The organism is Chitinophagales bacterium, assembly GCA_017303415.1.
In the GTDB taxonomy this organism is placed as follows: domain Bacteria; phylum Bacteroidota; class Bacteroidia; order Chitinophagales; family Chitinophagaceae; genus SpSt-398.
In genome coordinates this window covers 203,767-229,933 of sequence record JAFLBJ010000003.1, presented here as the reverse complement: position 1 = coordinate 229,933, position 26,167 = coordinate 203,767, and the positions used below count along the sequence as shown (strand labels likewise).

At 42.2% G+C, this 26,167-nt stretch carries 27 protein-coding genes; 25 read left to right on the top strand and 2 right to left on the bottom strand.

Annotated features, from left to right (window positions below):
- Both J0M30_16115 and J0M30_16110 read left to right on the top strand, forming a co-directional pair.
- The gene (locus J0M30_16115) at positions 1–1,374 is read left to right on the top strand and encodes a RagB/SusD family nutrient uptake outer membrane protein (GenBank protein ID MBN8669023.1); all 1,374 of its coding nucleotides are present in this window, start codon (positions 1–3) and stop codon (positions 1,372–1,374) included.
- Between the two features lie 10 nt (positions 1,375–1,384).
- Positions 1,385–2,587 (top strand): hypothetical protein, encoded by a 1,203-nt coding sequence (locus J0M30_16110; protein MBN8669022.1) that lies wholly within the window; start codon positions 1,385–1,387, stop codon positions 2,585–2,587.
- Between the two features lie 19 nt (positions 2,588–2,606).
- On the opposite strand, the gene J0M30_16105 is transcribed toward J0M30_16110, so the two are convergent.
- A complete protein-coding gene (locus J0M30_16105; protein MBN8669021.1) occupies positions 2,607–2,876 on the bottom strand; it encodes a hypothetical protein in 270 nt (89 codons plus the stop codon).
- Between the two features lie 28 nt (positions 2,877–2,904).
- Positions 2,905–3,360 carry a hypothetical protein gene (locus J0M30_16100; GenBank protein ID MBN8669020.1) on the bottom strand — a complete coding sequence of 152 codons (456 nt, stop codon included), beginning with the start codon at positions 3,358–3,360 and terminating at the stop codon, positions 2,905–2,907.
- Positions 3,361–3,534: 174 nt separating this feature from the next.
- Here J0M30_16100 and J0M30_16095 point away from each other — a divergent pair, with 174 nt between their 5' ends.
- From J0M30_16095 to J0M30_15985, 23 genes are all read left to right on the top strand, one after another.
- A complete protein-coding gene (locus J0M30_16095) occupies positions 3,535–4,365 on the top strand; it encodes an RteC domain-containing protein (GenBank protein ID MBN8669019.1) in 831 nt (276 codons plus the stop codon).
- A gap of 629 nt (positions 4,366–4,994) precedes the next feature.
- Entirely contained in the window at positions 4,995–5,288 is a 294-nt protein-coding gene (locus tag J0M30_16090; protein MBN8669018.1) for a DUF4134 domain-containing protein, read from the top strand.
- Between the two features lie 67 nt (positions 5,289–5,355).
- The gene (locus J0M30_16085) at positions 5,356–6,594 is read left to right on the top strand and encodes a T9SS type A sorting domain-containing protein (protein ID MBN8669017.1); all 1,239 of its coding nucleotides are present in this window, start codon (positions 5,356–5,358) and stop codon (positions 6,592–6,594) included.
- Positions 6,584–6,910, top strand: coding sequence for a DUF4133 domain-containing protein (locus tag J0M30_16080; GenBank protein ID MBN8669016.1), 327 nt, complete (start codon positions 6,584–6,586; stop codon positions 6,908–6,910). The genes J0M30_16085 and J0M30_16080 overlap by 11 nt, the downstream gene beginning before the upstream one ends.
- Complete coding sequence (locus J0M30_16075) at positions 6,895–9,366, top strand: TraG family conjugative transposon ATPase (protein ID MBN8669015.1); 2,472 nt, start codon at positions 6,895–6,897, stop codon at positions 9,364–9,366. Before J0M30_16080 ends, J0M30_16075 begins: the two co-directional genes overlap by 16 nt.
- Complete coding sequence (locus J0M30_16070; GenBank protein MBN8669014.1) at positions 9,363–10,109, top strand: hypothetical protein; 747 nt, start codon at positions 9,363–9,365, stop codon at positions 10,107–10,109. Before J0M30_16075 ends, J0M30_16070 begins: the two co-directional genes overlap by 4 nt.
- 94 nt (positions 10,110–10,203) lie before the next feature.
- Positions 10,204–10,872: a conjugal transfer protein TraI gene (locus tag J0M30_16065; protein MBN8669013.1), complete on the top strand. Its 669-nt coding sequence runs from the start codon at positions 10,204–10,206 to the stop codon at positions 10,870–10,872.
- A 22-nt stretch (positions 10,873–10,894) separates the two neighbouring features.
- Positions 10,895–11,515 (top strand): TerB family tellurite resistance protein, encoded by a 621-nt coding sequence (locus J0M30_16060; protein MBN8669012.1) that lies wholly within the window; start codon positions 10,895–10,897, stop codon positions 11,513–11,515.
- Between the two features lie 4 nt (positions 11,516–11,519).
- Positions 11,520–12,668 (top strand): conjugative transposon protein TraJ, encoded by a 1,149-nt coding sequence (traJ, locus tag J0M30_16055; GenBank protein MBN8669011.1) that lies wholly within the window; start codon positions 11,520–11,522, stop codon positions 12,666–12,668.
- Entirely contained in the window at positions 12,669–13,289 is a 621-nt protein-coding gene (traK, locus tag J0M30_16050) for a conjugative transposon protein TraK (protein MBN8669010.1), read from the top strand.
- Positions 13,286–13,729 (top strand): hypothetical protein, encoded by a 444-nt coding sequence (locus tag J0M30_16045; GenBank protein ID MBN8669009.1) that lies wholly within the window; start codon positions 13,286–13,288, stop codon positions 13,727–13,729. The genes traK and J0M30_16045 overlap by 4 nt, the downstream gene beginning before the upstream one ends.
- Before the next feature lie 50 nt (positions 13,730–13,779).
- Entirely contained in the window at positions 13,780–14,976 is a 1,197-nt protein-coding gene (traM, locus tag J0M30_16040) for a conjugative transposon protein TraM (GenBank protein ID MBN8669008.1), read from the top strand.
- On the top strand, positions 14,973–15,728 hold the full coding sequence (locus J0M30_16035; protein ID MBN8669007.1) for a DUF4138 domain-containing protein: 756 nt from the start codon (positions 14,973–14,975) through the stop codon (positions 15,726–15,728). Before traM ends, J0M30_16035 begins: the two co-directional genes overlap by 4 nt.
- Before the next feature lie 3 nt (positions 15,729–15,731).
- Positions 15,732–17,111, top strand: a complete 1,380-nt coding sequence (locus J0M30_16030) for a hypothetical protein (GenBank protein ID MBN8669006.1) — start codon at positions 15,732–15,734, stop codon at positions 17,109–17,111.
- Positions 17,112–17,411, top strand: coding sequence for a hypothetical protein (locus J0M30_16025; protein ID MBN8669005.1), 300 nt, complete (start codon positions 17,112–17,114; stop codon positions 17,409–17,411).
- Between the two features lie 15 nt (positions 17,412–17,426).
- A complete protein-coding gene (locus J0M30_16020; protein MBN8669004.1) occupies positions 17,427–17,717 on the top strand; it encodes a hypothetical protein in 291 nt (96 codons plus the stop codon).
- A gap of 85 nt (positions 17,718–17,802) precedes the next feature.
- Entirely contained in the window at positions 17,803–19,926 is a 2,124-nt protein-coding gene (locus J0M30_16015) for a helix-turn-helix domain-containing protein (GenBank protein ID MBN8669003.1), read from the top strand.
- A gap of 26 nt (positions 19,927–19,952) precedes the next feature.
- A complete protein-coding gene (locus J0M30_16010; protein MBN8669002.1) occupies positions 19,953–20,552 on the top strand; it encodes a sigma-70 family RNA polymerase sigma factor in 600 nt (199 codons plus the stop codon).
- Positions 20,553–20,555: 3 nt separating this feature from the next.
- Positions 20,556–21,155, top strand: a complete 600-nt coding sequence (locus tag J0M30_16005; GenBank protein ID MBN8669001.1) for a hypothetical protein — start codon at positions 20,556–20,558, stop codon at positions 21,153–21,155.
- A gap of 6 nt (positions 21,156–21,161) precedes the next feature.
- Positions 21,162–22,169 carry a PD-(D/E)XK nuclease family protein gene (locus J0M30_16000; protein ID MBN8669000.1) on the top strand — a complete coding sequence of 336 codons (1,008 nt, stop codon included), beginning with the start codon at positions 21,162–21,164 and terminating at the stop codon, positions 22,167–22,169.
- The gene (locus J0M30_15995) at positions 22,120–24,516 is read left to right on the top strand and encodes a hypothetical protein (protein ID MBN8668999.1); all 2,397 of its coding nucleotides are present in this window, start codon (positions 22,120–22,122) and stop codon (positions 24,514–24,516) included. The genes J0M30_16000 and J0M30_15995 overlap by 50 nt, the downstream gene beginning before the upstream one ends.
- A gap of 17 nt (positions 24,517–24,533) precedes the next feature.
- Positions 24,534–24,980, top strand: a complete 447-nt coding sequence (locus tag J0M30_15990) for a hypothetical protein (protein ID MBN8668998.1) — start codon at positions 24,534–24,536, stop codon at positions 24,978–24,980.
- Positions 24,977–26,101 carry a hypothetical protein gene (locus tag J0M30_15985; protein MBN8668997.1) on the top strand — a complete coding sequence of 375 codons (1,125 nt, stop codon included), beginning with the start codon at positions 24,977–24,979 and terminating at the stop codon, positions 26,099–26,101. The genes J0M30_15990 and J0M30_15985 overlap by 4 nt, the downstream gene beginning before the upstream one ends.
- Positions 26,102–26,167 lie beyond the last annotated feature (66 nt).

Below are 26,167 nucleotides of genomic sequence, written 5' to 3'. Positions count from 1 at the left end.
ATGACAAGAACTTATTATATCCTTTATCTGGCAATTATTCTTTTAACCTCCTGCAAAAAATACCTGGATGTAGGTAGTCCTGATACACAATTGACCGGAGAAACATTATTTAACTCTGATGCAACGGCGACTGCCGCTTTGCTAAGTATCTACTCCCAAATGGAGTCGTCCGGTTTGGCCTATCAATCTTTCTTAATTTTCGGAACAGCATCGGATGAAGCTGTTAACTACCGCACTGCTGCAGACGCGGTGGCGATATCCAACAATAACATTACTCCCGATAACGGACCTGTTACCAACATGTGGAGCAATTATTATTCTTATATCTACCAGGCTAATGCGATCATCAGGGGTATTGAGAAGAGCAGCAATATTACCCCTGCTATTAAAAATTACCTGTTAGGCGAGGCTTATTTTATCAGGGCATGGTGTCATTTTTATTTGCTCCAGTATTTTGGGAATATTCCCTTTAACACTTCCACTGACTACAGGGTCAATCTCGCACAAGTTCAGGAGGATGCTAATGGAATTTACCCGAAGATTATTGCTGACCTTACAACCAGTTCAAACCTGGTATCGAGCCACTATCTAAGTGCAACGAACAATATTACCACAGAGAGGGTGCGTGTCAATAAAGCCGCGGTAATGGCGTTGCTTGCCAAAGTATACCTGAATGCAGGCAACTGGGCGAAGGCAGAAGAAGCGGCGAATTATGTTCTTGCTCAATCATCATATTCCTTAACCAGCAATCTGAATAATGTTTTCCTGAAAAACAGTTCAGAAGCCATTTGGCAATTGCAGGCAAACATTGCCGGATTTAATTCCTATGCCGGAGGTACGATTCAGCCTACCAGTTCTACACCAACGGTTATAAGCCTTACAAAAAACCTGATCGATAGTTTTTCAGCCGGTGACCAGCGAAAGATCAACTGGGTAAAGACCACAACAGTAGGTGCCAATACTTATTACTGGTGGTATAAGTATAAGGTTGGACAAAATGCACCTTCAATTACAGAATATACAATGATGATCAGGTTGGCGGATATAATTCTTATACGATCTGAGGCGAGAATGGAGTTGGACAAGCTAAGTGACGGATTGGCCGATCTGAATGTTATTCGTTTACGGGCCGGATTAGCAGCGCTTTCAACGCTTACAAAAGAACAATTACGGGACGCTATCTATAAAGAACGTCGCTGTGAACTGTTCGGAGAGTTTAGCGACAGGTGGATTGATCTGAAACGAAGCGGTAAAATCAACACTATACTTGGAAACATCAAAGGAAGCAACTGGGTAAGCACTGATCAATTGTTTCCCATACCACTTATCGAGATGCTGAGGCATCCCGGCATGCAGCAAAACCCCGGATATTAAAAATTAGAAAATGAAACGTATTCAAGTAATAATCGCTTTTTCCCTATTTTTTTACGTAACCGTTTTCGGGCAAAATGATTATAGGAGAAGGCCCTTTCCTTTCAAAGATCTATCGACAGAATTTCAAAAAGAGGTCAATAATTCAAAGCCGCGTATTTTCTATTTATTTTCTTCTGCCTGTTCGGGTGCTTATGATCCATTGCTTCGTTTGAAATCACTCCAGGATTCAATTGGGGACCAATTACAAGTGGCATTAATCGGCAGAAACAATTACAAAACACAGACAGATTACAAACACTATAAGGAGTTTTATCACTACGAATTCCCGGTTACATTTGATACTGCTATCTTTAAAGCTTTACTTATCAGGTATGATCCTACCCTTGTATGGGTCAATAGTGAAGGAGAAATTATAGCGCAAACTGGAACAGCCGTTGTGAATCAGGAAAATCTATTTCAATTCATTCATAACGGAATTCCACCCAAAGTTCATAGCAACAAGGTATTAGGCCCGCCCAATATTATTTACGTAAGCAAACTTTCAGAAGGACAGGATGGCGTACTCTTAGACGCACCCTTTGCAATAGAAAAAAGGATAACTTCCTTCCAGGCACAAGCTGCTACGATGGAACAGTTATTCCAACTGGCCTTCCTGAAAAGGAGAATGTTATACTATGGGGACTCCCTATATGCACAAATAGAAACTACACCCGTGCTGGAAGATTTCTCTTCTACTGACTCATTATTACTTCAAAAAAAATACAATTACTCTTTTGGATGTACTGATTCCAAGCAGACCGACATTACTGAATGGATGCAACAGGACTTGCAGCGGATTTTTCCTTTTAAAGCCCGCCTGGATATCAAACAAATGCCTTACTGGGCTTTTATCGCTATTAACGGTGATACCACAAAGGTCGCTACCAAATATAAAGTAACCTCAGGGGTTGCGTCTAACACTGAAATTAAGGTGAACAACTGTGAACGATTTAATCTTCTTGTTCAACTTCGTCGTTTCTATCCATTTGATCCGGTTATCATCGATGAAACAAATATGAAGGGCAATATAGATATTCAAATCGAAGGAGTATTATCAGATTTTGCCACCTTAAAAGCGCAGCTAAATAAAAATGGGTTTGATTTAGTAAATAGGGAAAAGCCGACCAAGGTTCTTGTACTGACTCCAAAAAACGAAAGCGTTACAAGGCATTAACCTTGTAACGCTACGAAAACTACTCGTTGTATTTCAGTTCATTGCCAGAGGTGGCAGACATGGATTTGTACACTGTAACCAGGTCGTTAGGAATAGTCGGGGTTTCCGGGTTATCGATCTGGCAGACAATTGCAGATCCCTCAGGACATACAGCAGACGCTTCAATCGCATGCCAGCCATTGCTGTCCTGGAAATAATATTCATCCTGCTCACGGTTAGTGCCGGAACTGAAGGAACTGAATGTAATCGCCAGCACTGCGGCGAAAATCGCAATCAAATACTTTTTCATGTTTCAATATTTAAACGGTTAATGCCTACTATATCACAGGTGTTCGGCTACTCCTGTTTATCATGATAAAATGTTTATTCCAGTAGCAAGCTAATATCCCAGCCAGCAGGAACCCGCTGTTAAGAACCAGGTGCTCTTTCCAGTTCAACTGCTGGAGTACACCCCCGCAGGAACATGGGAGTTCTTCCATGGTTGCAAGTATGAATGCCACGTACAACGTGAAAATTCCCATTAACCCGGTACCGGTCAATAATCCATAATGTCTTGTACGGGGGATGATCAGCAAAATGGCTATGGCTATTTCCATGGCAGGAATCATTCCTGCAAGCAGGGTGGCATAGGGCCTAAGTACCGGCGTATGCGATATTGAACCGATAAAGAAAGGAATATCCCTGAACTTCATAATCGCTGTGTACAAAAAAAGCAGCACATAGAGGGCTACAACAATTTCAATGTACAGTTGTTTTGGCAGCGATCTTTTCATATACTAAATCTCAGCTAACGATTCTGCACTTTGGTTATTCAAAGTGAAAAGATAGTTGCGCTATTTGTTTGCATAGGATTTCACTTTGAAAAGCTCTTGTATCTGTTTGAACAACTAAAGGACTTCACCAACTTTATATATTTCACTTCTCATTTGAACAATATGCGAGCCGTCATGCAACGATTATATGAGAAAATGGAAGAAAGGATACGGGAAATCCAGACAGAATCATTCCCACTACTGAAGGAGACATCCCAGTGCATTAATGTATGCCAGGAATCGCTTCAGGAGCTAAGAAAAATGGTGGAGAAAAACCCACTGAAGGACAGCAAGGAAGAAATTGAGTTCTTCAAGGAAATGAAACCCAAGTTCTATTCTCAGTTTATTTATTACGTCAAAGTATTTCATATTGAGATTAACCGGCCCGCAGCCAGCGACAAAGTCCAAATTGCTTATTTGGAATCGCATCTCAACCGGATCAAGCATTTTTTTGATAATAACCTAGATTTCTATCAATACTACAGAAGCGGGGCCACGCATTTTGATGAAGTCTATTTTATCAGGGGACAGGAAGATGTACGGCTCTTACCGGATGATCTTACGTTGAGCATAGATCATAGTTTCTCCACGACACAGAGTTATAAGGTCTCCAAACTGTTTGCCTATGAACTTCTCCGCATCTATCTTAATACAGCAATATCCTCTATTCAGCTGACGGATCCCCCTGAACCTAAAAACATTGAGAAGAAACTACAATGGACCGGTGCTAAAGTTTCGCTGATCGAGCTGATATATTCCCTGCAAACAACCGGTGTGATCAATAATGGTACCGCCGATATTAAGCTCCTGACCAATTTCTTTGAACGAACCTTCCAGGTAGATTTGGGAAACGTTTACAATGTTTTCCAGGAAATGCGTATCCGTAAAAAAAACAGGACCAGTTTTCTGGATCAATTGAAGGAGCGGCTGATCCAGCGGATGGATGAAGCGGATGAAGGTTATTAGAAGGGTTACCTGGTCACTTGTTTCCCCTATTGATGTATTTCCACCACACAGTATTACCTCTGCTATTCAGGAATTCTGATTATTTCCCTCTTATCCGAATATTTATTTCTCCCGACTCGGGAACATCTATTGAAAGATCGCTTTCCCGCCAGCCCATATTTGCATTACAAACGAAACGACATGTTACAAAACATTTCCTGGTCGCAATTCTGGCTGGTTATTATCCTGACAAGTTTTATCTATTATTTCCTTATCTGGATCATAATCTATAAGGCAAAGTTTTCATTGCCCAATTTATAACCCCGCATTTCAGATGCTGTATTCAGTTCCGGAACTGATGGGGAGGATATAAATGTTATCCTTCGTGACCTGGAAGGAACATTTGCGAACAAACAGAATAAAAGTGAACTCATCCTGGCATTACAAAAGAAGATCCAATCCTACCAGGAGATAGAAGACCCCGGTTTCCGGGACTCGATTAACCGGTTTATTCTGTCAGAATGCCAAAATAAATGCTCCATCCGTCTGGGAGAGGATGATCTGAGGACCCTATGGAAATGACGTGATGGAGCACCGCACCCTATTTCCCCATATGGGAACAATATAAATGAAAACTAAAATCTGAGAGTATGAAAAAAAGGAGTCTGTTCTTTTTGTTAATGATCATAACCGCCTGTGCATTTGCCCAGGATGGCAATGCCGGTATCAATGAAGCCAATACAAAAGTCCGAAGTTATTTCGCTTCAGGCACCAACTTGATGTATGCTGTTGGCGCGGTGCTTGGTTTGATCGGCGCCGTAAAGGTTTATTCAAAATGGAACAGCGGTGACCCGGATACCAGCAAAGTTGCTGCTGCCTGGTTCGGGTCCTGCGTGTTCCTTGTGGTGGTAGCCACAGTCATCCGAAGCTTTTTTGGTGTGTAGCCCTCCCCAACCCCTCCCTGAAAGGAGGGGCAATTTAAAATGATTATCAACAATTAAATCAATACTTATGAAAATGAAGTTTATTCTTTTGCTTGCATTGCTCTGTATGCATTTCTTTGGGTTTACACAGTATATCGGTGTTAGAGCAAGATATACTGAAACCAGATTGGTGGATGATTCACCCAATCCCCCGAAAAGAGAAAACCGGTTGATACTTTCCTTCTTTACAGTCAGTTTTAATGGCACACAGAATGTATTTACGCCTGTTGTATTATCCAATTATGATATCTGGGTGTATAAACAGGGATTGCAATATGGTAATGTGATGGGTGGGGTTCTGGATTCCACGGGTAATAATTACCCAGGCTATGCCTGGCCAGCCCCTAAAGTCGTTTCTTATTACAATACCCTTGGGCTGAACTATATTGATTGTGATCCCAATGCTGCCACACATTATGTAGTGAATGGCCATGAACTGGATTGTGGCTTTATCACGGTTTCTTACTGGGATGTGGACGGAGGTACGGGTCAGCCGATTGAATGTTTTCCCGCCCCGAATATTTGTTTGCCCTGGTATGATTTTATGCATCCTTATTATTTTAATCCGGGCAATGTCAATTTCAGCCCGGAGTCCGTATTCCCTGGGCCTCCCTATAACCTGTATAATTTTCATTGTGGTGGCCCGCTTCAATTAGTGCGGAGGGGATTGCTATCTTATGATACAAGCGGAACTGTCGTATTGCCAGTTCGTTTTGCCAATGTCAGGGCTGAGATTGACGCAATTGACCGGGTAACCATTTCCTGGTCCAATATGACTGAATCCGAGATTCAACATTATACCATTGAAAGTTCATCGGATGCTGTTGTCTTTCAGCCAACCGGAACAATACTACCTACCGGTAATAGTGGAGAAAGGACTGATTATACTTATTCCAGCAGCCAGACAGCAGCAATCACCTATTACCGGATCAAGGCTACTGAAAATTCGGGCAGTGTTTTATACAGTAATGTGGTGGTTGTAAGAAGAAATATCCCGGTCACTGCGACAGATCAGTCTTTCAGCATTTATCCCAATCCTGTTACCGGAGCAGAATTGTCCCTGCGATTAAAAAATGCTGATCCGGGAAGGTATATTCTCACGGTTATTTCACCTGATGGGCAAGCTGTCCGAAACAAGTTAATTGATCATATCAATGGCGACCTGATCCGGCAGATTGATATGAACGGACTGGCTCCGGGTATTTACCAGCTCGTACTGCGCAATTCCAGCAAAAAATTCACTCAACAATTCCTGTATGTCAACTAGTGTATATACTGTAAATAAGGGCATCAACCGACCGATAGAATTCAAGGGACTGAAGGCGCAATATATCTGGTACCTGGGTGGCGGCTTACTGGCCCTGTTGATCCTGTTTGCCATCCTGTATATCTGCGGGGTTAACACATTTATTTGTTTACTGATCATCGTTGTTGCAGGAACGGGTTTGTTTATGCATGTCTATAAACTCAGCCGCCAATACGGGGAGCATGGAATGATGAAAACCCTGGCGAGAAGATCCGTTCCATCGGTTGTAAAAATCTATTCAAGAAAAACCTTCACCGGACTGTGGAAAAACAAATAAAAGATATACTACCCATTTTTGGCGTGGAGCATGATTGCATTTTGTCCAAGCAAGGTGATGTTACCATTGCTTATGAAGTGCAACTACCCGAACTCTTTACCTTGTCAGACCAGGAGTACGAAGTATTGCACCAAACCCTGATCCGTGCCATTAAGATACTTCCTTCGGGAACCGTCTTTCATAAGCAGGACTGGTTCACCGAATCCAAACATGCTGCAGATTTCAGCGCTATCGGCGTTAGTTTTTTATCCCGTGCCAGCGAACGGTTTTTTAATGAACGGCCTTACCTGGATCACCAGTGTTATATCCTACTGACCAAAAAGCCAGCCGGGAGAAAACCCGGTTCCTCTCTATTTTCCAATTTACTGCGGCGGTCCATTGTTCCGGAGCAAACATTGAAGCCACAGCTTTTACAGGATTTCCTGGATAATGCGGGACAGTTTGAACGTATTCTCAATGACAGCGGGTTAATGCAATTGAAAAGACTTACCAATGAAGAACTGAGCGGTGAACAACAATACTGCGGACTAGTAGAACGATACCTGAACCTGCAACCCAATGAAAAATCCTTTATTCTCCATGATATCAGCTTTGATGATGGCCTGAAAGTCGGACCCAATCATTGCCAGTTGTTTACTCTTGCCGATGCCGCTGATTTACCATCTTATTGCGGTTCCCGGATCAACTATGACAAGTACTCTACAGATAAAACTAAGTTCAGTGTTGGCTTTGCCTCTCCATTAGGGCAACTGTTACCCTGCAATCATATTTATAACCAGTACATTTTTATTGAAGACCCGCAGAAAACGATTCAGAAACTGGAAAGCAAGAGACTCCGGCTGCATTCTCTGAGTGCCTATTCGAGAGAAAATGCCATTAGCCGGGATGCCACCAATGAATTTTTGAATGAAGCCATCAGCCAGCAAAGACTACCTGTGAAATCCCATTTCAATGTGTTAGTGTGGACGGATAGTAAAGACGGGTTGAAGGACACAAGAAACCTGGTATCATCAGCCCTGTCCCAGATGGATGCGGTACCGAAGCAAGAGCTGTCGGGGGTGCCTCAGATCTTCTGGGCGGGCATACCGGGTAATGAAGCCGACTTTCCCATGAATGATTCATTTGACACATTTGCTGAACAGGCCTGTTGCTTCCTGAACCTGGAGACCAATTACCGGTCATCGGTTTCTCCCTGTGGAATCCGATTAGGCGACCGGCAGTATGGCAAACCGGTGCATGTGGACATCAGTGATGAGCCGATGAAAAAAGGCTTGATCACCAACCGGAATAAATTTATTCTGGGGCCTTCCGGAAGCGGAAAGAGTTTTTTTACCAATCATATGGTGCGTTCCTACTATGAACAGGGAACACATGTTGTGCTGGTGGATGTAGGGCATAGTTATAAAGGGCTTTGCCAGCTAGTGAAAGGATATTATTTCACTTATGAGGAAAAGAATCCCATTCGTTTCAATCCCTTTCATATCGGGGAAGGCGATATGCTGGATACCGAAAAAAAGGAAAGCATCAAGACTTTATTACTGGCTCTTTGGAAAAAGGATAATGAAACGTTTAATCGCAGCGAGTATGTTGCACTTTCCAATGCTTTGCAGCTTTATTATACCCCCGCCCCTGAAGGGGAGAAGGAAGTTTTCAAATGCTTTGATACTTTTTATGAATTTCTGCAAACCGATTTTGTTGAAGTACTGAAGCGGGATGAAGTCAAGGAAAAGGATTTTGATGTTTCAAATTTTTTATATGTACTCCGGCCATACTATAAAGGTGGCGAATTTGATTACCTGCTGAATGCCACCGAAAACCTGGACCTGTTACAGGAACGATTTATCGTTTTTGAACTGGATAATATCAAAGATCACCCGATCCTGTTCCCGGTCGTTACGATCATCATCATGGAAGTGTTTATTTCAAAGATGCGGAAACTGAAAGGTATCCGTAAGATGATCCTGATTGAGGAGGCCTGGAAGGCGATTGCCCGGGAGGGTATGGCAGAGTATATCAAGTATCTTTTTAAAACGGTCCGTAAGTTCTTTGGCGAAGCCATCGTAGTAACCCAGGAGGTAGAAGATATTATTTCCTCCCCGGTTGTGAAGCAGGCCATTATTAATAATTCTGATTGTAAGATACTTCTTGATCAGTCCAAATACCAGAACAAGTTTGACCAGATCCAGGAATTACTCGGGCTGACTGAAAAAGAAAAAGCCCAGGTGCTTTCTATCAATAAGGCCAACGATCCCGGTAAAAAATATAAAGAGGTTTTTATATCCCTCGGAGGTATGCTTTCCAAAGTTTACCGGGTGGAAGTATCTGCAGAGGAATACCTGGCCTATACAACAGAAGAAACTGAAAAATTCAAAGTAATGCAACTGGCCGAGCAATTTAACGGGAATATAGAAAAAGCGATTACTCATTATTTAAACAATAAAAACCAAGTATTATGAAGCGAATGATTTGTGTGTGTTTGTTAAGTACCCTGCTTTTCGTTGCCTGCAAAAAGAAAGAGCAATCCGGAACTGAAGTGGGTAAAACTGCAAATGCCGCGGCAAAGATGGCTGTCTGCGGCAAGGAAATATTAACTGATAAGCCCGTAAAGGCAGGGGAAACCGGTATCATATTGCCGGCGGGTACAAAACTGTGTATCACTCCGGATAACATGGAAATAAGGGTCGAATTGCCTGAAGGATATGCTTTTCTTTCTAAGGAAATATCGTTTACAGAGAAGGCACTACCGGTGTTTGCCACTTACGCCTGCTATTGCAGTGTGGTGAATAATGCCTGCCAGGTATTTTATGCGGACGGTCTTGGCTTTGGATGTCTTCAATCATCCTGTACAGGGTCCTGTACCGGAAAGTTTACCTACAAAGGCTATAGTGTTGACCGGGTGATCCATCTTGCAGATAAGGAAGCATTTTTCAGTTTGCCGGAAGTGCAGGAAATGATCCGGGTCATCAGCAACAATGTTTCTCCGCTGGAGGCCTATGGTAAATTTTCTGTACTGGGTGTATCATTCTATCTGGTACAGCAGGAGAAGGTTTTTCTTGAAAAAGCAAGTTGTGACTGTGAAGGTACCCAGGCCTGCATGTTAAAGGTGATTAATCTCCCGCCAAGAACGGGTGAACCAGCAGCTAAGAAAATATATTTCTGTGAGGGTGGTTGCAATGGCTGCGAACTGACCATCAATTAAAGAAGATCTTTTTCATGTCCATTCCTGGTTGCGGCTATACAGGATCGTCCTCCCGAAATTTCGGGAGGACACCTGTATCCATAAAAATTAGTGTATGAAAAAATTAATGATAACGCTGGCGATACTTCTGAGTGTGCATTGCCAGGCCCAGTTTCCGATAGCCGAGATTATCAAAGCCGGTATCAAAAAAGTGATTGTGGCGGTTGACCTGAAGATCCAGAAACTCCAGAATAAAACGATCTGGCTGCAGAATGCCCAAAAAACCTTGGAGAATGTTTTATCCAAAACGAAGTTAACAGAGATCAGCGGTTGGGTGGAAAAGCAGCGAAAACTCTATGATGAGTATTTCCAGGAACTAAAGAAGGTAAAAAATGCGCTTAGTTATTATCACCGGATCAAAGATATAATTGAAGACCAGGTGGCCATGGTAAAGGAATACAAGGCAACCTGGGCCCTGTTCCGGCAGGACCGGAATTTTTCGGCCGCAGAACTGGAGTATATGAGCGAGGTCTATACCGGAATGCTGGGAGAAAGTGTCAAGGCTATTGACCAGTTGCTCCTTGTTGTGAATGCCTTTACCACCCAGATGACTGATGCGGCAAGGATGGAAATTATCAATACAGCCGCTGATGAAATGGAAAAGGGGTTCATGGACCTGAAAGAGTTTAACAACCAGAATAAACTTATCAGTCTTCAGCGGGCATCTGCGAGAGGTGAGATCGAATATATTAAAAAATTATACGGATTAACCCCCAACCCCTAAAGGGGGGGTAAAATACATTATTATGAAAAAGTTACTGATACTGCTGACACTGGTTATTCACAGCACCTGTTTTTCACAATCACAGGAAGCCAAGCAACTCCTTCTGAATGTAGAAAAACTGGCTCAGCTAAAACTCATGCTCTCGCATATGAAGACAGGTTACCAGATTCTGGAGAAGGGCTATACCTCAATCAAAAATATTTCTCAGGGCAATTTCAACCTGCACCGGGATTTCCTGGACGGATTGTTACAGGTCAGTCCTGCTGTAAAGCAATACAGTAAGGTTGCGGACATTATCAGGGTTCAATTGAAACTGGTGAAAGAAAGTAAAGCTGCACTCGCAGAATTCCGGGGCACCAAACAATTTACGATAACTGAAATCGAGTACCTGGGAAATGTATATGCCAACCTGCTGAAAGAATGTCTGAAAACACTGGATGAACTGGCTATGGTGGTCACGGCAGGTAAACTTCGTATGAGTGATGATGAACGGCTGCAGGCTATTGACAAAATATATGATGAGGTGATGGAGCAATATACTTTCCTGAATGAATTCAATAACGGCACCGCTATCCTCTCTCTGCAACGAGAAAAGGAGAAGATGGATATTGATTTAATGAGAAAGGTCCACGGTTTAAAATGAAACTATGAGAGTATTTGTGAGATTGATTTGTGTGTTGGTGGTTTTATTATTGCCTTCTGTGGCGGATGCCCAGATCGCCACCCGTATACGTTCCATGCACGAAGTGCTGGAACAACTTTATGACGATATGATGCCTTTGTGCAGCCGTTTAATAGGTGTTGGAAGGGGTATTGCCGGTTTTGCTGCCACCTGGTATATTGCCACCAGAGTATGGGGGCATATTGCCCGTGCGGAGGCTATTGATTTTTATCCACTGTTCCGGCCCTTTGTGCTGGGTTTTGCTATTTTGATTTTCCCTTCCGTTATCCAACTCATCAACCAGTTGATGAAACCCACCGTTACCGGTACTGCCCAGATGGTAAAAGATTCCGATGCAGCCGTAGCGCAATTGTTAAAGATGAAGGAGGATGCCATCAAAACAACAGCCTATTGGCAGATGTATGTGGGTGAGACCGGAAGGGGCGACCGGGATAAATGGTATAAGTATCATTACGGAGATAAAAAAGAAGGATGGCTGAAAAGTATCGGCAATAATATCCGCTTTGCTTTTGACAAATTTGGCTATAACCTCCGTAACCAGATCAAACAATGGATGGCAGAAGTATTAAAGGTATTATTTGAGGCCGCTGCTCTTTGCATCAATACCATCCGCACTTTTTATATGATCGTTCTGGCGATCCTTGGCCCGTTGGTATTTGGTATAGCGGTCTTTGATGGCTTTCAGCATACCCTCACCGTATGGATCGCCCGTTATCTGAATATATTCTTGTGGCTGCCGGTTGCCAACATCTTCGGTGGCATCATGGGTAAGATCCAGGAGAATATGCTCAAAGAAGATCTGCAGCAGATAGCCACTAATGGTGATACGTTTTTCTCTACCACCGATACGGCTTACCTGATATTTATGATCATCGGGATCATTGGTTATTTCACTGTCCCCTCCGTGGCAAACTATATCATCCATGCAGGTGGTAATAATGCCCTGCTGCAAAAAGTAACCAACATCATGAGCACTTCTGTCCGCAATACCGCCAGCGGATCAGCGTCGATGACAAAGGATGCTATGGGTGCTGCATATAACCGGTTGGCTAATAGTATGGCTGACAGCAGCGCCTCCGGTGGATATTTCAAAGATAAAATTGAAGGAAAGTAAATGTTCAGAACAACTAAAAATATAGACACCGCATTCCGGCAGGTAAGGCTTTTTTCCATTGGAGTCTTGGTTGTTTGCCTGATACTGACTTTGTTCATCAGTTACAAAAGTTACCAGTTAGCGAGTCAGTCGCAGCAAAAGATATTCATCCTGGCGAATGGAAAGGCCCTGGAAGCTTATGCCGCTGACCGGAAGGATAATATACCGGTAGAGGCCCGTGATCATGTAAAGATGTTCCATCACTATTTCTTTACGATGGATCCGGATGATAAGGTGATCAGCAATAATCTGACTAAGGCGCTTTACCTCGCCGATGGTTCTGCCAAACAGCAATATGACAACCTGAAAGAAAATGGGTTTTACACGAACCTGATTTCGGGAAATATCAGCCAGGAGATACAGGCGGACAGTATCATCATCAACACCAATGATTACCCGTACTATTTCCGGTACAAGGGGCTGCAGAAGATTATCAGGCCCACCACCATCGTCACACGAAGCCTGATAACGGAAGGATACCTGAGAAATGTTTCCCGTTCAGATAATAATGCCCATGGGTTTTTGATCGAGCGGTGGAAAACGCTGGAGAATGCTGACCTAAAAGTTGAAAACCGGCAATGATGTTTTGGAAACGAAAAAGAAAGGAACCCAATGAAAATCCGCTGCAGGACAAACTGGCCCGAAAAATTGCCGGTGGTTTTGTACTGGTGCAGACCAAATTCAGTGATATGATGAATAAACGATTTGAGAATATGCCGGCCCGGCGGTTAAAGATTTTCCTGATTGCCTTCTGTGTTTTCAGCGGAGGGCTGAGTCTGTATTTTTTTGTTTCTGCAATAGTAGCTAAACCCAGACCGGCTTTTAAGATCGACCAGGTAAAAGTGCCGCAGCATTTTGACCGTTCAGGGGACGAAGTGATGGAAAACGAGATGCCTGAAGATGTTTACCATGAAATACAGCAGTACCGGTATTATATGGACAGTATCGGAGAACCTATTCGTCCGGGCTTACAGGATTCCATGCGGACACTGGAAGAATTGTATTGGCAGCAACAGAAGTAAAGTTGAATGAGGAACTCAAGATAAAATTAATAACCAGTAAAAATGTGTGTATGAATAGCAATGTGAAGCAAAGAAAATTACTGTTGGTGTTGCCCCTGCTGGCGATACCGTTTCTGACCATGGCTTTCTGGGCCCTGGGTGGGGGAAAAGGAAAGGAGAAAATGGCTGTAAATGGCCCCGGTCTGAATCTTGATCTGCCTGATGCCCGGTTGCAAGAAGATAAATTAATGGACAAGCTCAGCTTTTATGAGAAGGCGGATAAGGATAGTATGCGAATGGCCGAGTGGATGCGAAGTGATCCCTATTACAGAAGGGATACGAGCCCGGTTTTTCCCCATGAACTGGAGGAACTGACAACAATGACCGCAGAAAAATATAACCAGCGGTTAAACAGTTCCCCTTACGAGGGGAATACCAATAAACCGGAGGACCAGCTTTTGCAAAAGTTGCAGTTGCTTGAAGCGGAAATGAAAAAGAACAGTTCCGGCCATTATGAAGAAAAAACAGCACAACCAATATCTGGGAATGAACTTTCCGCTGAACTCGACCGGCTTGAGCATTTACTTAAAGTAAATAATGGTTCCTCAACCGTAGATCCTGAAATGAAACAATTAGAGGGTACGCTGGATAAGATACTGGACATCCAGCATCCGCAGCGGGTCAAAGAACGATCAGCCCGGAATAAGGAAGCTGTCTATGCCGTCCGAAAAACTTCGGTCGCTGATACTATCGTAAAAGGGTTTTACAGTTTCAGTGAGGAAAAGGAATTTGAGGCTGCGGAGCAAAATGCCATTGAGGCGGTCATTGCCGGTAACCAAACTATTGTCAATGGGGCTGTAGTAAAGTTTCGGTTGCTGAATGAAATTTATATCAACGGAAAATTGATCCCGAATGATATACTGGTATCCGGTATTGCCTCCCTGGATGGGGAAAGGCTCCAGGTGGAAATTAATTCTATCAGGTCCGGCAAATCCATCTACTCCGTAAAACTTGAAGTCTTTGATATGGATGGGTTGCCCGGTATTTATATACCGGGAACCATCAACCGGGACGTGGCTAAAGAATCCCTGAATAACTCACTCTCCCTGGCTGATGTCAGTTCTCTCGATCCCTCTTTTAAAGCCCAGGCTACCACCACTGGTATCAGCGCCTTAAAATCACTGGTGAGTAAAAAAGCCAAGTTGATCCGGGTGCAATTAAAGGCAGGCTATAAAGTATTACTCAACAATAAAAATCAAAACCCATGAAACAAATCTTATTTATTCTCATTGCCTCAATGAATGCAGCTTTTGCACAACAGCCTTTATCCATCAGCACGGAAAAAACCACTTCGCTGATCTTTCCCTTTCCTATTAAGTATGTGGACCGAGGAACCAGGGATATACTGGTACAGCCGGTAAAGGAAGATGAACGTATCCTGCTGGTGAAAGCAGCCAGTAAGCAATTTGCGGAAACGAATCTGAGTGTGGTAACCGGTGACGGGAATGTCTATGAATTCACCGTGAACTATACGCCGCAGCCTTCCGTGCTGGTGCTTCATTTGCCCCCTAACAAAAAGGCGACGATCTCGGCTTATGCTAATGCAATACTGAACAATCCCCCGAGAAGAATCTCGAAGGTGGAGCATGGAGCTGTGATTACCAAGTTGTCCGGCATTTATATCAAAGACGATGTGATCTACTACCAACTGGAGATACACAATCATTCACCGCTGGACTTTGATATTGAACTGCTGAAGTTTTTCATTACCGATAAGAAAAGGTCGAAACGAAGTTCTGTACAGGAAAATGAACTGGTGCCCTTGTATGTGGCGGGCAACAGGTCGAAGGTGAAGGCTTATAACTTCTCCGTTGTGGTGGTGGCGCTGGATAAGTTCACGATACCAGATGCGAAATTTCTCCGTATTCAGCTCATGGAGAAAAACGGGGGAAGACATTTTAACCTGAAAGTATATAATGGACAGATCCTGAAAGCAAGGATGCTGCCTGAACTTAATTGAACTATGGAAAAGAGTCATGTCATATCAGACAGCCTGTTCAATGAAGCGCAGGCAGAATTTGCCATAGGACGCAACTGGATTGCCTACAATACCAAGACCTATTTCCTGGACAATGCAGATATGTGGTTCTTCCGGGATAAGGATGAGGCCATTGAATTTGCTAATGATAATATCAGTGACGTTGATTCCTATGCTGTGATCTACGCGAATTCCATGATCTCGCTCATGCGGCAATTGCCTTATGGACAAGACATTCATTTTAACCTGACACAAAAGGAACTGGAGGAACTGTTCAAATCAATTGACTGGCAGGATGCATTCTATGACCCATTGCATGATACCATTGAAGCATCAACGGAACAGGAGAAAGACGACCTGGCCAAGATGGAAACCCTGCTTGTTGAATGGGAGAACCTTTACAACAGGGACCCCGAAGCTGCCCTGCAACTGGCAACTACTTACTGGGAAGGGCATCCAATGCAAACTTATAAAGAAGATTTTCTAACAATTAAATATGACCTTATGAACGAACGAAATTTCGATTACCTGAAATCTAATATCAGGAATCATGGCTTTGGCGAGACGCTGGGGCCGGAACTGGAAAAAGCCCTTAAAGAAGGGCAGGCAGAATTTACCCTGGAGTTTAAGACTGAAGTGAATAAGCGGGAAATGGAAGCAACGCTTTATTTCAAGAAATCCAATGAATCCGACCTGTACTTTTTCAATAAGTACGATACCCGCCTGAAAAATGAAAAGGATGAAACCATTGCCCAAACCTTTTACATTAATAACGGATGGGGTGTAACACTGAAAGAGGCATATAACCTGCTTAACGGTCGTGCGGTGCACAAGGAACTAACGAGCAAAGACCAGGAAAAATACCAGGCCTGGATACAACTGGATTTTTCTGCCAAGGATAAGCACGGTAATTATGAACGAAAACAGTTCCACCAGAATTATGGCTATGACCTGAAAGAGGCTTTAAGCTATTATCCTATCAAGGAGATGCAGCAGAAGGAAGACATGGAAAAGCTGATCCGCTCGCTGGAGAAAGGAAATGTTCAGATGGTGGCCATGCAGGTTTCCGGTAAAGATGCAAAGATTTTTATTGAAGCTAACCCGCAATACAAAACCATCAACCTTTACAACAGTAAATTTCAGCGCCTGGACCAGGAACAGCGTCAGGAACTGATGAACAAACCTGAATTAAAAGAGGGCAAAGAGCAAGGCAAAGGGAAGGAAAAGGGTCAGGAGCTGGGAAAGGAGGACCAGCCCGAAAAAAAGCAGGGTAAAGGCCGTAAAGTAAATGGAGGTGCTGCCGGTGAGGATAACGGCTTTGTAACCAAGAAACGCAGTTCGAGCAAAAAAGGACTGGGTATTTAAATGCCGGGTTGGGCTGACTGGCAGACATTGTTTTACCGGAAAGCCGGTGCTGATAACCGGATCAGCCCAACCCATATCAGCCTGTACTTTGCCCTGCTGCACGAAGCTGGGCATACCCTGGCCATTCCTTTTTACCTGCAGCGTACCATCGTGATGCAAAAGGCCAAGATCTGTTCCCCCGTCACCCTCAACCGGTGTTTAAAGGAATTGCACTTATACGGGTATATTGATTACCGGCCGAGTTATACGCCGGGCAGGAGTATGGTGGGGTTGATTGATTTGGATAATGAAATTGTGTGATTGAAAATGTGCAATATGGAAACGCTTGTGAATGTTGTTGTGGTGCCTGAAGCCGACTGGCAAAAATTGCTTCAAGGGCAAGCGGAACTGCTTCGGCTAGTACAGGAATTAAAAGGCACAATACCTGTTACAGCCGCCATAGTTCCCTTTATTACAGCGATGGAATTTATGCAGGCTGTACGGATCGGACGGACCAAGTTTGACCAGTTGGTGGCGGCGAATAAAGTAAAGACGATCAAGAAGGACCGGAAGATTTATGTGCCGGTTGGGGAGATAGAGAGATACTTCAACATAGGAAATCCATAAACTCAGGCTACAATGACATAATTTGATTATTGGGAAATGTCACTGATATTCAGCAAATTGCAATGCCAATAGGCATTATCGATTTGTGGGAAATCAAAGTATTATAGAACCAATAAAAGCAGCGACAGAATTTACTTGTTTTACAAACAGGTCCCTGTTCATCACGGGCAAAGCTGGAACCGGCAAGACTACTTTTTTAAGATCGGTTCGTGAAAAATGCTCAAAGAAATTAATAGTACTTGCGCCAACTGGCATTGCGGCCGTTAATGCGAATGCGCTTACAATTCATTCCTTTTTTCAGTTTCCGTTTACTATCCTGGATGAAGAATTTTATAAGAATTCATTTCCACGTTACAATGAGGCGAAGAAGGAAGTTATTGAAGAAATGGAGCTTTTGATTATTGATGAAGTGTCAATGGTTAGAGCGGACATAATGGATGCAATTGACAGGGTACTACGCTATTACAGAAGAAAAGATTCAATTCCTTTTGGTGGAGTTCAATTAGTGATGATCGGTGATCTATTCCAACTTTCACCTGTGCTTAATGATCGGGATGCGGAAACTATGAAAAAGATATACCCGTCACCGTTTTTTTTTGAAGCCGATTCAATCAAGCGACTGGATTATGTAAGGATTGAGTTTACCTCTATTTTCAGACAGCTCGATAGCCGTTTTATTTCACTGCTAAACAACGTGCGTAACAACTCATGCAGTGATGATGATTTGACAGTATTGAATAAGCGATGTATTTATCCTGCAGAAGATACCGGTGAGTATGTTTTTCTTACAACTCATAAGCATAAAGCAGCCAGCATCAACAAGGAAGCCCTTGACCAATTAAGTAGCCCGTTAGTTTTATCAGAAGCAAACATTACGGGAGAATTTCCCGAATCTTCTGACCCCGCTCCCCGCAAATTGGAGATGAAGGTTGGTGCCCGGATCATTTTTACAAAAAACGATAGCAGTGAGAGAAAAGAGTATTATAATGGCAAAGCAGGCACAATAGTACATATTGGGGAAGATCGGATACGGATTCGGATAAATGAATCGGACAGCATCGACCTTGACCGATCAACGTGGATAAACCGGGGAGCAAAGTATAATATTTTATCAGGCAAAATTGAAAATACCGAACTGGGCAAGTTCCGGCAATTCCCTGTCAAACTGGCCTGGGCTATCACTATTCACAAGAGCCAAGGAATGACTTTTGACAAAGCAATTATTGATGCTCAGAATTCTTTTGCCCCCGGTCAGGTGTATGTGGCATTGAGCAGACTGAGAACCCTTGATGGGCTTTTTCTTCAAGCTCCCTTAACAAGAGAAGCGATTCAAACAGACCCTCGTATTGTCAGCTTTAATAATGGAGCGGCTCCAACTAAAGATTTGGAAAAAACATTATTTACCGAAAAGCTATCATACCGGCATCATTTATTATTCAAGTTATTAAGTATAGAAAAATTAAACCGGTTTGTCCAGACCTTCTGTGGTAAATATCATGAACTTTTATTTGCGGATTCGTGTAAGTCCATTTTAGAAGATTTAATGGCAGTATCCACTAAGTTCAATGTCCAACTTGCTCATCTTTTAACTGTTGCTGAAGGAGATCGGTACAATGTGGTTCATGTTCGGATAAAAAAAGCAGTTGAATATTTTACTGAAGTAGTTGACAACAAATTGATTCAACCTTTACATGAATTTGCATTTACAGTCAAAGAAATAAAAAAGAATGAACCACTAATTGCAGATTTAAATTTGCTTCATGTCCTTTACACTGAAAAAAAGGTTGAATTCGGCACTGCAGTTAAACTAATTCAAGGGTTCATAAACAGTACAGAGACAGAGTTACTGCTTGAAATGATAAATACTCAGTATGAAAGATTCGAAAAATCAGTTTTAGAAATAAAAAAGAAAGAGCCCCAAAACAAAACAACCACGCAAAAGACCACACTGGCCCTTTTTCAAAAAGGGCTGACAATTGATGAAATTGCTAAAAAACGTAAATTGGATCGGGGAGTTATTGAAGATCACCTGAAAAGTTTCATTAAGTCGGGAGAAATAAGCCTCAATCAATTGGTTACCCCGGAAAAAATCCGACAAATCCAAACTCTTCGGCAAAAGAACCCTTTATTGACTGTTCACGAATTAAGGCTGGAACTTGGAAACGAGTTTAGTTTTGGAGAAATCAGGGCTGTTTTGGAAACCCTGTAACCTTATTGCATTATAATAAATAGAGAATGATTAATTACGATTACCGGACGATACTACAATTTATCTCTGAGAATTCCCCTAAAGGGTTGGAATTGCTTTATTTACGGTATGGTAAGCCGTTTTATTCCTTTGCTTTAGAGCGTTGGAAATTTTCTGAAGATGAAGCTACGGAAATTGTTTATAAAACATTGGAAACCTTAGTGTTGAAGCTTCCTAATTATGAATTTGGGTCCCAGGCTTTATTCGATGGATTTCTTTTTAAAGTGTTTATCAATTTTTTAAAGCAGAAATACCGGGAGACCAGAAAAAGACAATTGCCGCAACTTGAGTTCTTTGACCTGGAACAAGAATTTGAACTGCCTTCCAATGTTCAGAATGCTTTAAACAGGCAGTCTTTTTCGGAATACTATTCCTCTGACAAGTTGGAAAGTCCGGCCATGAAAATCCTAAAGACTTCCCTGGAACAGTTGGAGCAAATGGACAGAGATATTTTGTTACTGCGGGCCCAGAACTATAGCTATGAAGAGATAGCCGGAATGCTGGGTATTGAAAATAAGCAGCTGAAAGTGAGACACCACCGTGCTAAACAAAAATTGATAAATCTACTTAACGAAGCGAATATTTAAATTATGAATAACCCAGCTAGTATCGACCGTTTTGACGAGATGTTGCGACTGATTTACCTGGACCAGGTAAATGCCATGGACCCCGATCATACCCAGCAAGAATTGTCTAGGATGATTAACAGTAAAGAGGTATCAATATCGCCGGCAAATGAGGAAATAATAATGTCAAAATTGACAGCCCTAATGCAGCAGCCCTCCTTGGGTCAATTAATCCAGTGGGCTATGAAAGAAAGCAATGTTGAGGAAAAATTGCTGGTAGAAAAGACGGGGCTGACTCCGGTTCTAATTAGTGAGTTAAAGAACGACGCTGTCTATCCTAATAATGTACCTATACAGGTCTTTAAGAAATTGGTTATGGCACTGGAGTTATCGTATACGAATGTAAGGGCTGCTGTGCTGAAAACATTTGGTCAGTTGAAGCAACAGATAGGTTTCAATGATACAACTGCATTTGGATTTATTCCCGCATACCGGAAAGGACATGAACAGTTGAATTATGAATCAGTCAGGATGGATAGCATCTCAGAGGGTAACGAATTATTTGAAAACGAAGAAGCATTAAATAAATACCTGAACCGGTTAGAGGAATTAATGACTGAATAAATTGTTATGACAAAGAAAGTTCAATGGGACAATACTGCGGTAAATATGTTGCGGGAATGCAACAGGAAGTATTATTTCTCCCAATTGCTTGCCTCCAAGAACCGGTCTAACCCGTTACAACGAAAGGTTCATGAGTTAAAAAAAATGCAAACACTTTCTATGTGGCAGGGAAGCGTAGTGGATAAATTCATGGAGACAGTCATTATCCCGAAAATCAACAATAAGGAAACGCTGGACTTCGATTCACTGGCCGATGAAGCTGTTGAATTTGCCCAAAAGCAATTCGATTATTCCAGGCAGAGAATCTATACAGATCCCATAGCAGGAAAGCTGGAGACTGCATTGGATTTCTGCATATTGGATATTCACGAACAAGGAAAAAGCTATGAGGAAAATGAAATAGCGGAAGCCTATATCAATATCAGGGCGGCGATTACAGGATTGCCTGAAATCCGGATGCCTGACGGACAAACCTTGCTTGGATTTTTGAAACAATGCAATGCTCTTACTCCGAACGTTTTCACTTGGAAAGTGGAAATTGAGCAAGCCGCGGTAAAACCACAGATTGACCTTTTGGCACAGTATAACTGGAAGCCGGTAGTTATCGACTGGAAACTATCCCGAAGCTATTTAGCGGACTATTCCCGTCAGCTTATAATCTGCGGGCTGGTAGTATTCCTGAAAAGGTTGGAAAATAAAGACAAACAGCCCTATGCTTATGAAGATATTCAGCTTTTTGAAGTAAACTTATTCAAAAGAACGGTCAAGCAACATGAGTTTACTGAAGAGCGTGCCAATGATATGATTGACGAGATTAACCTTACCAGCCGGGATATATTATTGCTGCGGGGGAAAGATGAGGAGCCGGATATTGATGACTTTGAGGGAACTGACAATGATGGCTCCTGCAAAATCTGCAGTTACCGGTCTATTTGTGCTTATTTATATCTTAATAATAATAGTTATGACGAGAAAGCATTTGCTGAATTTGTTCAGGCTACCCAATCTGCATGAACTGAATTTTTCATACAAATTGGTGAAGACCGACTTAAAATCGAGCCCGGATAAAGAGGAAGTTTTTAACAAGCATTTCCGCAAAGCTGGTGAACGCGTAGCTTCCATCATTGAGGGGCCGGTTGCTGTTGTAAAACGTGATGGAACATGGTTTATTGCTATCCCGGAGGATCGTACTTTTGGTGAATCACGGGTTGATGTTGGTCCGTTTGTCGTTACCGTTACCGAGTTGCCTGATGTCTATCGTGTAAAGCCAACGGAGTTTTTTCAATATGGCAATCTTCCTATTGTTATCAACTTTCTGGACTTTGAAATCAGGAGGCAGCTTGGCAATAATAAAGGGATTTGGAAATTAACTAATTCCCATTTTCTGTACCGCAAGCCATTACAATCGAATGAAGATTCTTCCATTGAAGTTTATGGTGGCTTTTCCTATCGGCTGGTTTGCTGGAATGGAGTTATCTATGTTTGTCTGAACCTTACTACCCGGTATATTGATAAGTATTATCTGTCCAGGTATGTTAACGGAAAGAACTTTGATGTATTACTTAGAAAACTTTTTGGCCGAAGGGTGGTTTATCAAAATGGTGACGATTGGTATGCAGCAGAAATTCAAGGATTTGGAAATCCTCTGAAAGAGCACAATTTTATTTTTAATGGGGCAGAAACGAATGTGTTTGATTTCATTACTCAGAAAACTCAAAGGCATCGTTTCCAGGCTCATCAATTATTGAAAGAGGATCATCTTGCTCTTCTGTATACCTACCCAGGCCGGTCAATGGAGGCACATAGCGGTGCCACTTCTATTGCCAAACTTATTCTCAGTCCACAGGATAAACAGGTGAGAGCATTACACAAATACTCCATCAAGGATCCTTCGCGCCGATTTGAAGGGATTATTCATAGCATTACTACCTTTTTCCAGGGACTCAAATTTAATGGCCATCCGTTGAGAATCGAAACAGAATCGGTGGAAGAATATATTAATAGTTTCGAAGTTCCGGCTTTGAAATATAAAAATGACCACATATTAAAACCGGGGCACTACAGTAAAGGTGGAAATGTTAAGTTGCGTGAATATGGACTGGAGCGCAAACATTTCCTGGAAGATAACGGGATATTGAATAATTCTGATTTTGATCCACAATGGCTGATTGTGCCCGACTTTATGGAAAAGGAGCAGGTGGAAGCATTCAAGAAAAATGCAGAGCATTTATTGAAAAAGCTCGCTCCGAAATTTGCTGAATTCAAGGTCGTGCGCTTTAAGGCAAGAGAAGGGTTATCGGCTACCTTCCAGATACAGGAAATCGAAAAGGCGTTGATTGAGAAGAGTGCAACAAGCGGCTTTGCCTTATTTATTATTCCTGATCTCGGACGGGACGCGAAGCGCCTTGCCAGCACTTTTCACGATTGCTTGAAAAGTAAGTTCTATCCGGGCTTAAAAGTCCAGTGCGCCTCCGCATCAAAGATCATGAGTTACTTCCACCCGTTCGAGTCTTCTTTGGACAAAAAGGTACGTGAGTACAAGGTGCCCGAGGAAGCGAAACCCAGATTCAGGTCTTACCTGTTCAACCTTATCATGGAACATCTGATCATGAATAGAAAATGGCCTTATGCATTGGGAAAAGACCTGCATTATGATGTATATGTTGGGATCGATGTTCATGGCCGCCACGCCGGATTCACTTTCTTTTTCAAAAATGGAGAACATCAGTTCTTTATTCCTATTTCTGTTCCTAAAAAAGCCAGAGGCAGAAGAGCTGAAAAACTAAAGGCTGATTTTTTGTACGAGCATATTTATGAAAAACTTAAAACATTTATACCCCGCTATGCTCTGAATCCTAACGGTATTGTGTTTATGAGAGACGGACGCAGCTTTGGCGAAGAACAAAAAGCCCTCGAAAGGGTGGTGAATGATCTTGCGGCTGATAGATTAATAAATAAAGCCACAGTGAAGTTTGGCGTGGTTGATCTTTATAAACAAAGCTCTATCCCTTTCCGGATTGCCATGAAGACAGATAACTATGACCAATTGGACAATCCGGTGACAGGGGCCTATAAAATCATTAGTGCTACAGAAGGATTCCTGTTCAATACCGGCTATCCCTTTCAGTTGAGAGGTACCGCCAAGCCGCAACATTTACGGCTTCAATCTGGGAATCTTGATTTTTTGAAAGTTCTGGAAGATGTGTTCTGCCAATCCATGCTGGCTTATTCAGCCCCGGATAGAAGTAGTTCTCTCCCAGTGACGATTAAGTTGATTGATACCTTATTAAAGCCACTAACTGCTACCTTTGACATGGTAGAGGAAGATGAGGAAGAGTTGGATGAATCAACATTAGAATAACTATTCAAAAAATTATTATGAGCGATATCAGTGCATTGTCGAATCAATACGATCAACTGGTCGATATTTCAGAAAAAATCAATAACTCAGTGATCGTTTTTAAAAAACAAACCTTGTTGCAGGATGCGACCAGCAGGACAAAATATCCAAACCTGAAAATTTCATCGGATGAAATTGCCCAGGCAAGCGATAACTTATTGGTTTTTTTGTTGAACGTTTTTGATTTATTACATGATGATACCATTGCGGAAAAGAAATTTATACCCCTGACCGTCATGGATGACTATAAAGCGAGGCTTCGAAAAAATGTTTACTTGGACGAGGACCTGAAACGTCTTCAAAAACATCTGCAGGAAAAGCAGACTGTTACAGAGGCTGATCTGCAGTCGATGGATTTTCTCGTTGCTACCCTGGATACGGAAAGAAACAATTTGTTCAGGAAATTAAAAACTGCAAGAGGATGACGCAGTTTTTAACAGGTATTTTTGTTGATCAGGCTAATGCAGCACTGAAGATGCTGGCCCGTCTTAGGGGTGATGGGATTAACCCTGAAATTGATAAGGCTTTTCTTGCACGTACTATTCAGCTGTTGGAGCAGCTGCACCAGGATATTACAAAACTTATTCAATCAGGAGATCTGGAAATACCCGCTCTTGCGAGTTCTACGATTGTAAAGTATAATACGTTTACTGAAAGACTACAGACAATTGAACTATTCCGTTACCTGGTGATCATTAATTACGGAGAACCTGAAAAATACTTTAAGAAAAAAATTACCAGGATTTACAAAGAGATTAATTGTCTTCAATCCGAGCCAATAATTACAACGATCAGTAACTCTGAAAGCTATTATTGGGCATTGCCTTCCTATAATATTATTGCAGTTCCCACCGGTGAGGAAAAGAATCTTCTCAATCTTCCAGACCTCTATCATGAAATTGGGCATCTAATCGATAAACAGCATAGGGCAGATCTGCGTGATGGCTTTCTTCCCACACTTGATAGATTTTACCGGGATGGAGAGCAACGGGTTGTTGATGAACAGCGCGACCCAAAGTTGATTTCTTTTTACCGTGACAAACATGCGAGTTGGCTGAATGGCTGGATAATGGAGTTTACCTGTGATTTTATAGCTACTTATCTTGTTGGACCGGCATATGCCTATACAAATTTAAAAATATCGACGCTTAGCAGCGGTAAGGATCGAATTTATGCCGATTTTCCAAGTCACCCTTCAGATGAAGCGAGAATGCGGGCTGTTTTTTATATGTTAAATCAACTTGGATTTAATAAAGAGGTTAAACAGATAAACCAATTGTGGCAGGCGTTTCTTTTAAGTACAAAGAACCCAGTTCCGCCCAATTATGGTGAGATTTTTCCGCAGGTATTGATCGAATCCTTGGGTCAGTCTGTAATTAAGGGTTGTCAAAAGATTGACCTACGATCTTATCCAGAACAGTTGAGAAAATTCGATTTACCAATATCAAAGATTCTTAATGAGGCCTGGACTGAAGTTCTTGCTAATTCTCCTAATTATAAGGACTGGGAGGAACAAAAAATCACAGCAATCGGAACTATTATATAGTGTGACCTTTAAATTATAAATATATTCAAAGCATTCATCTTACTGGTTTTGTCATCCGGATTGCTA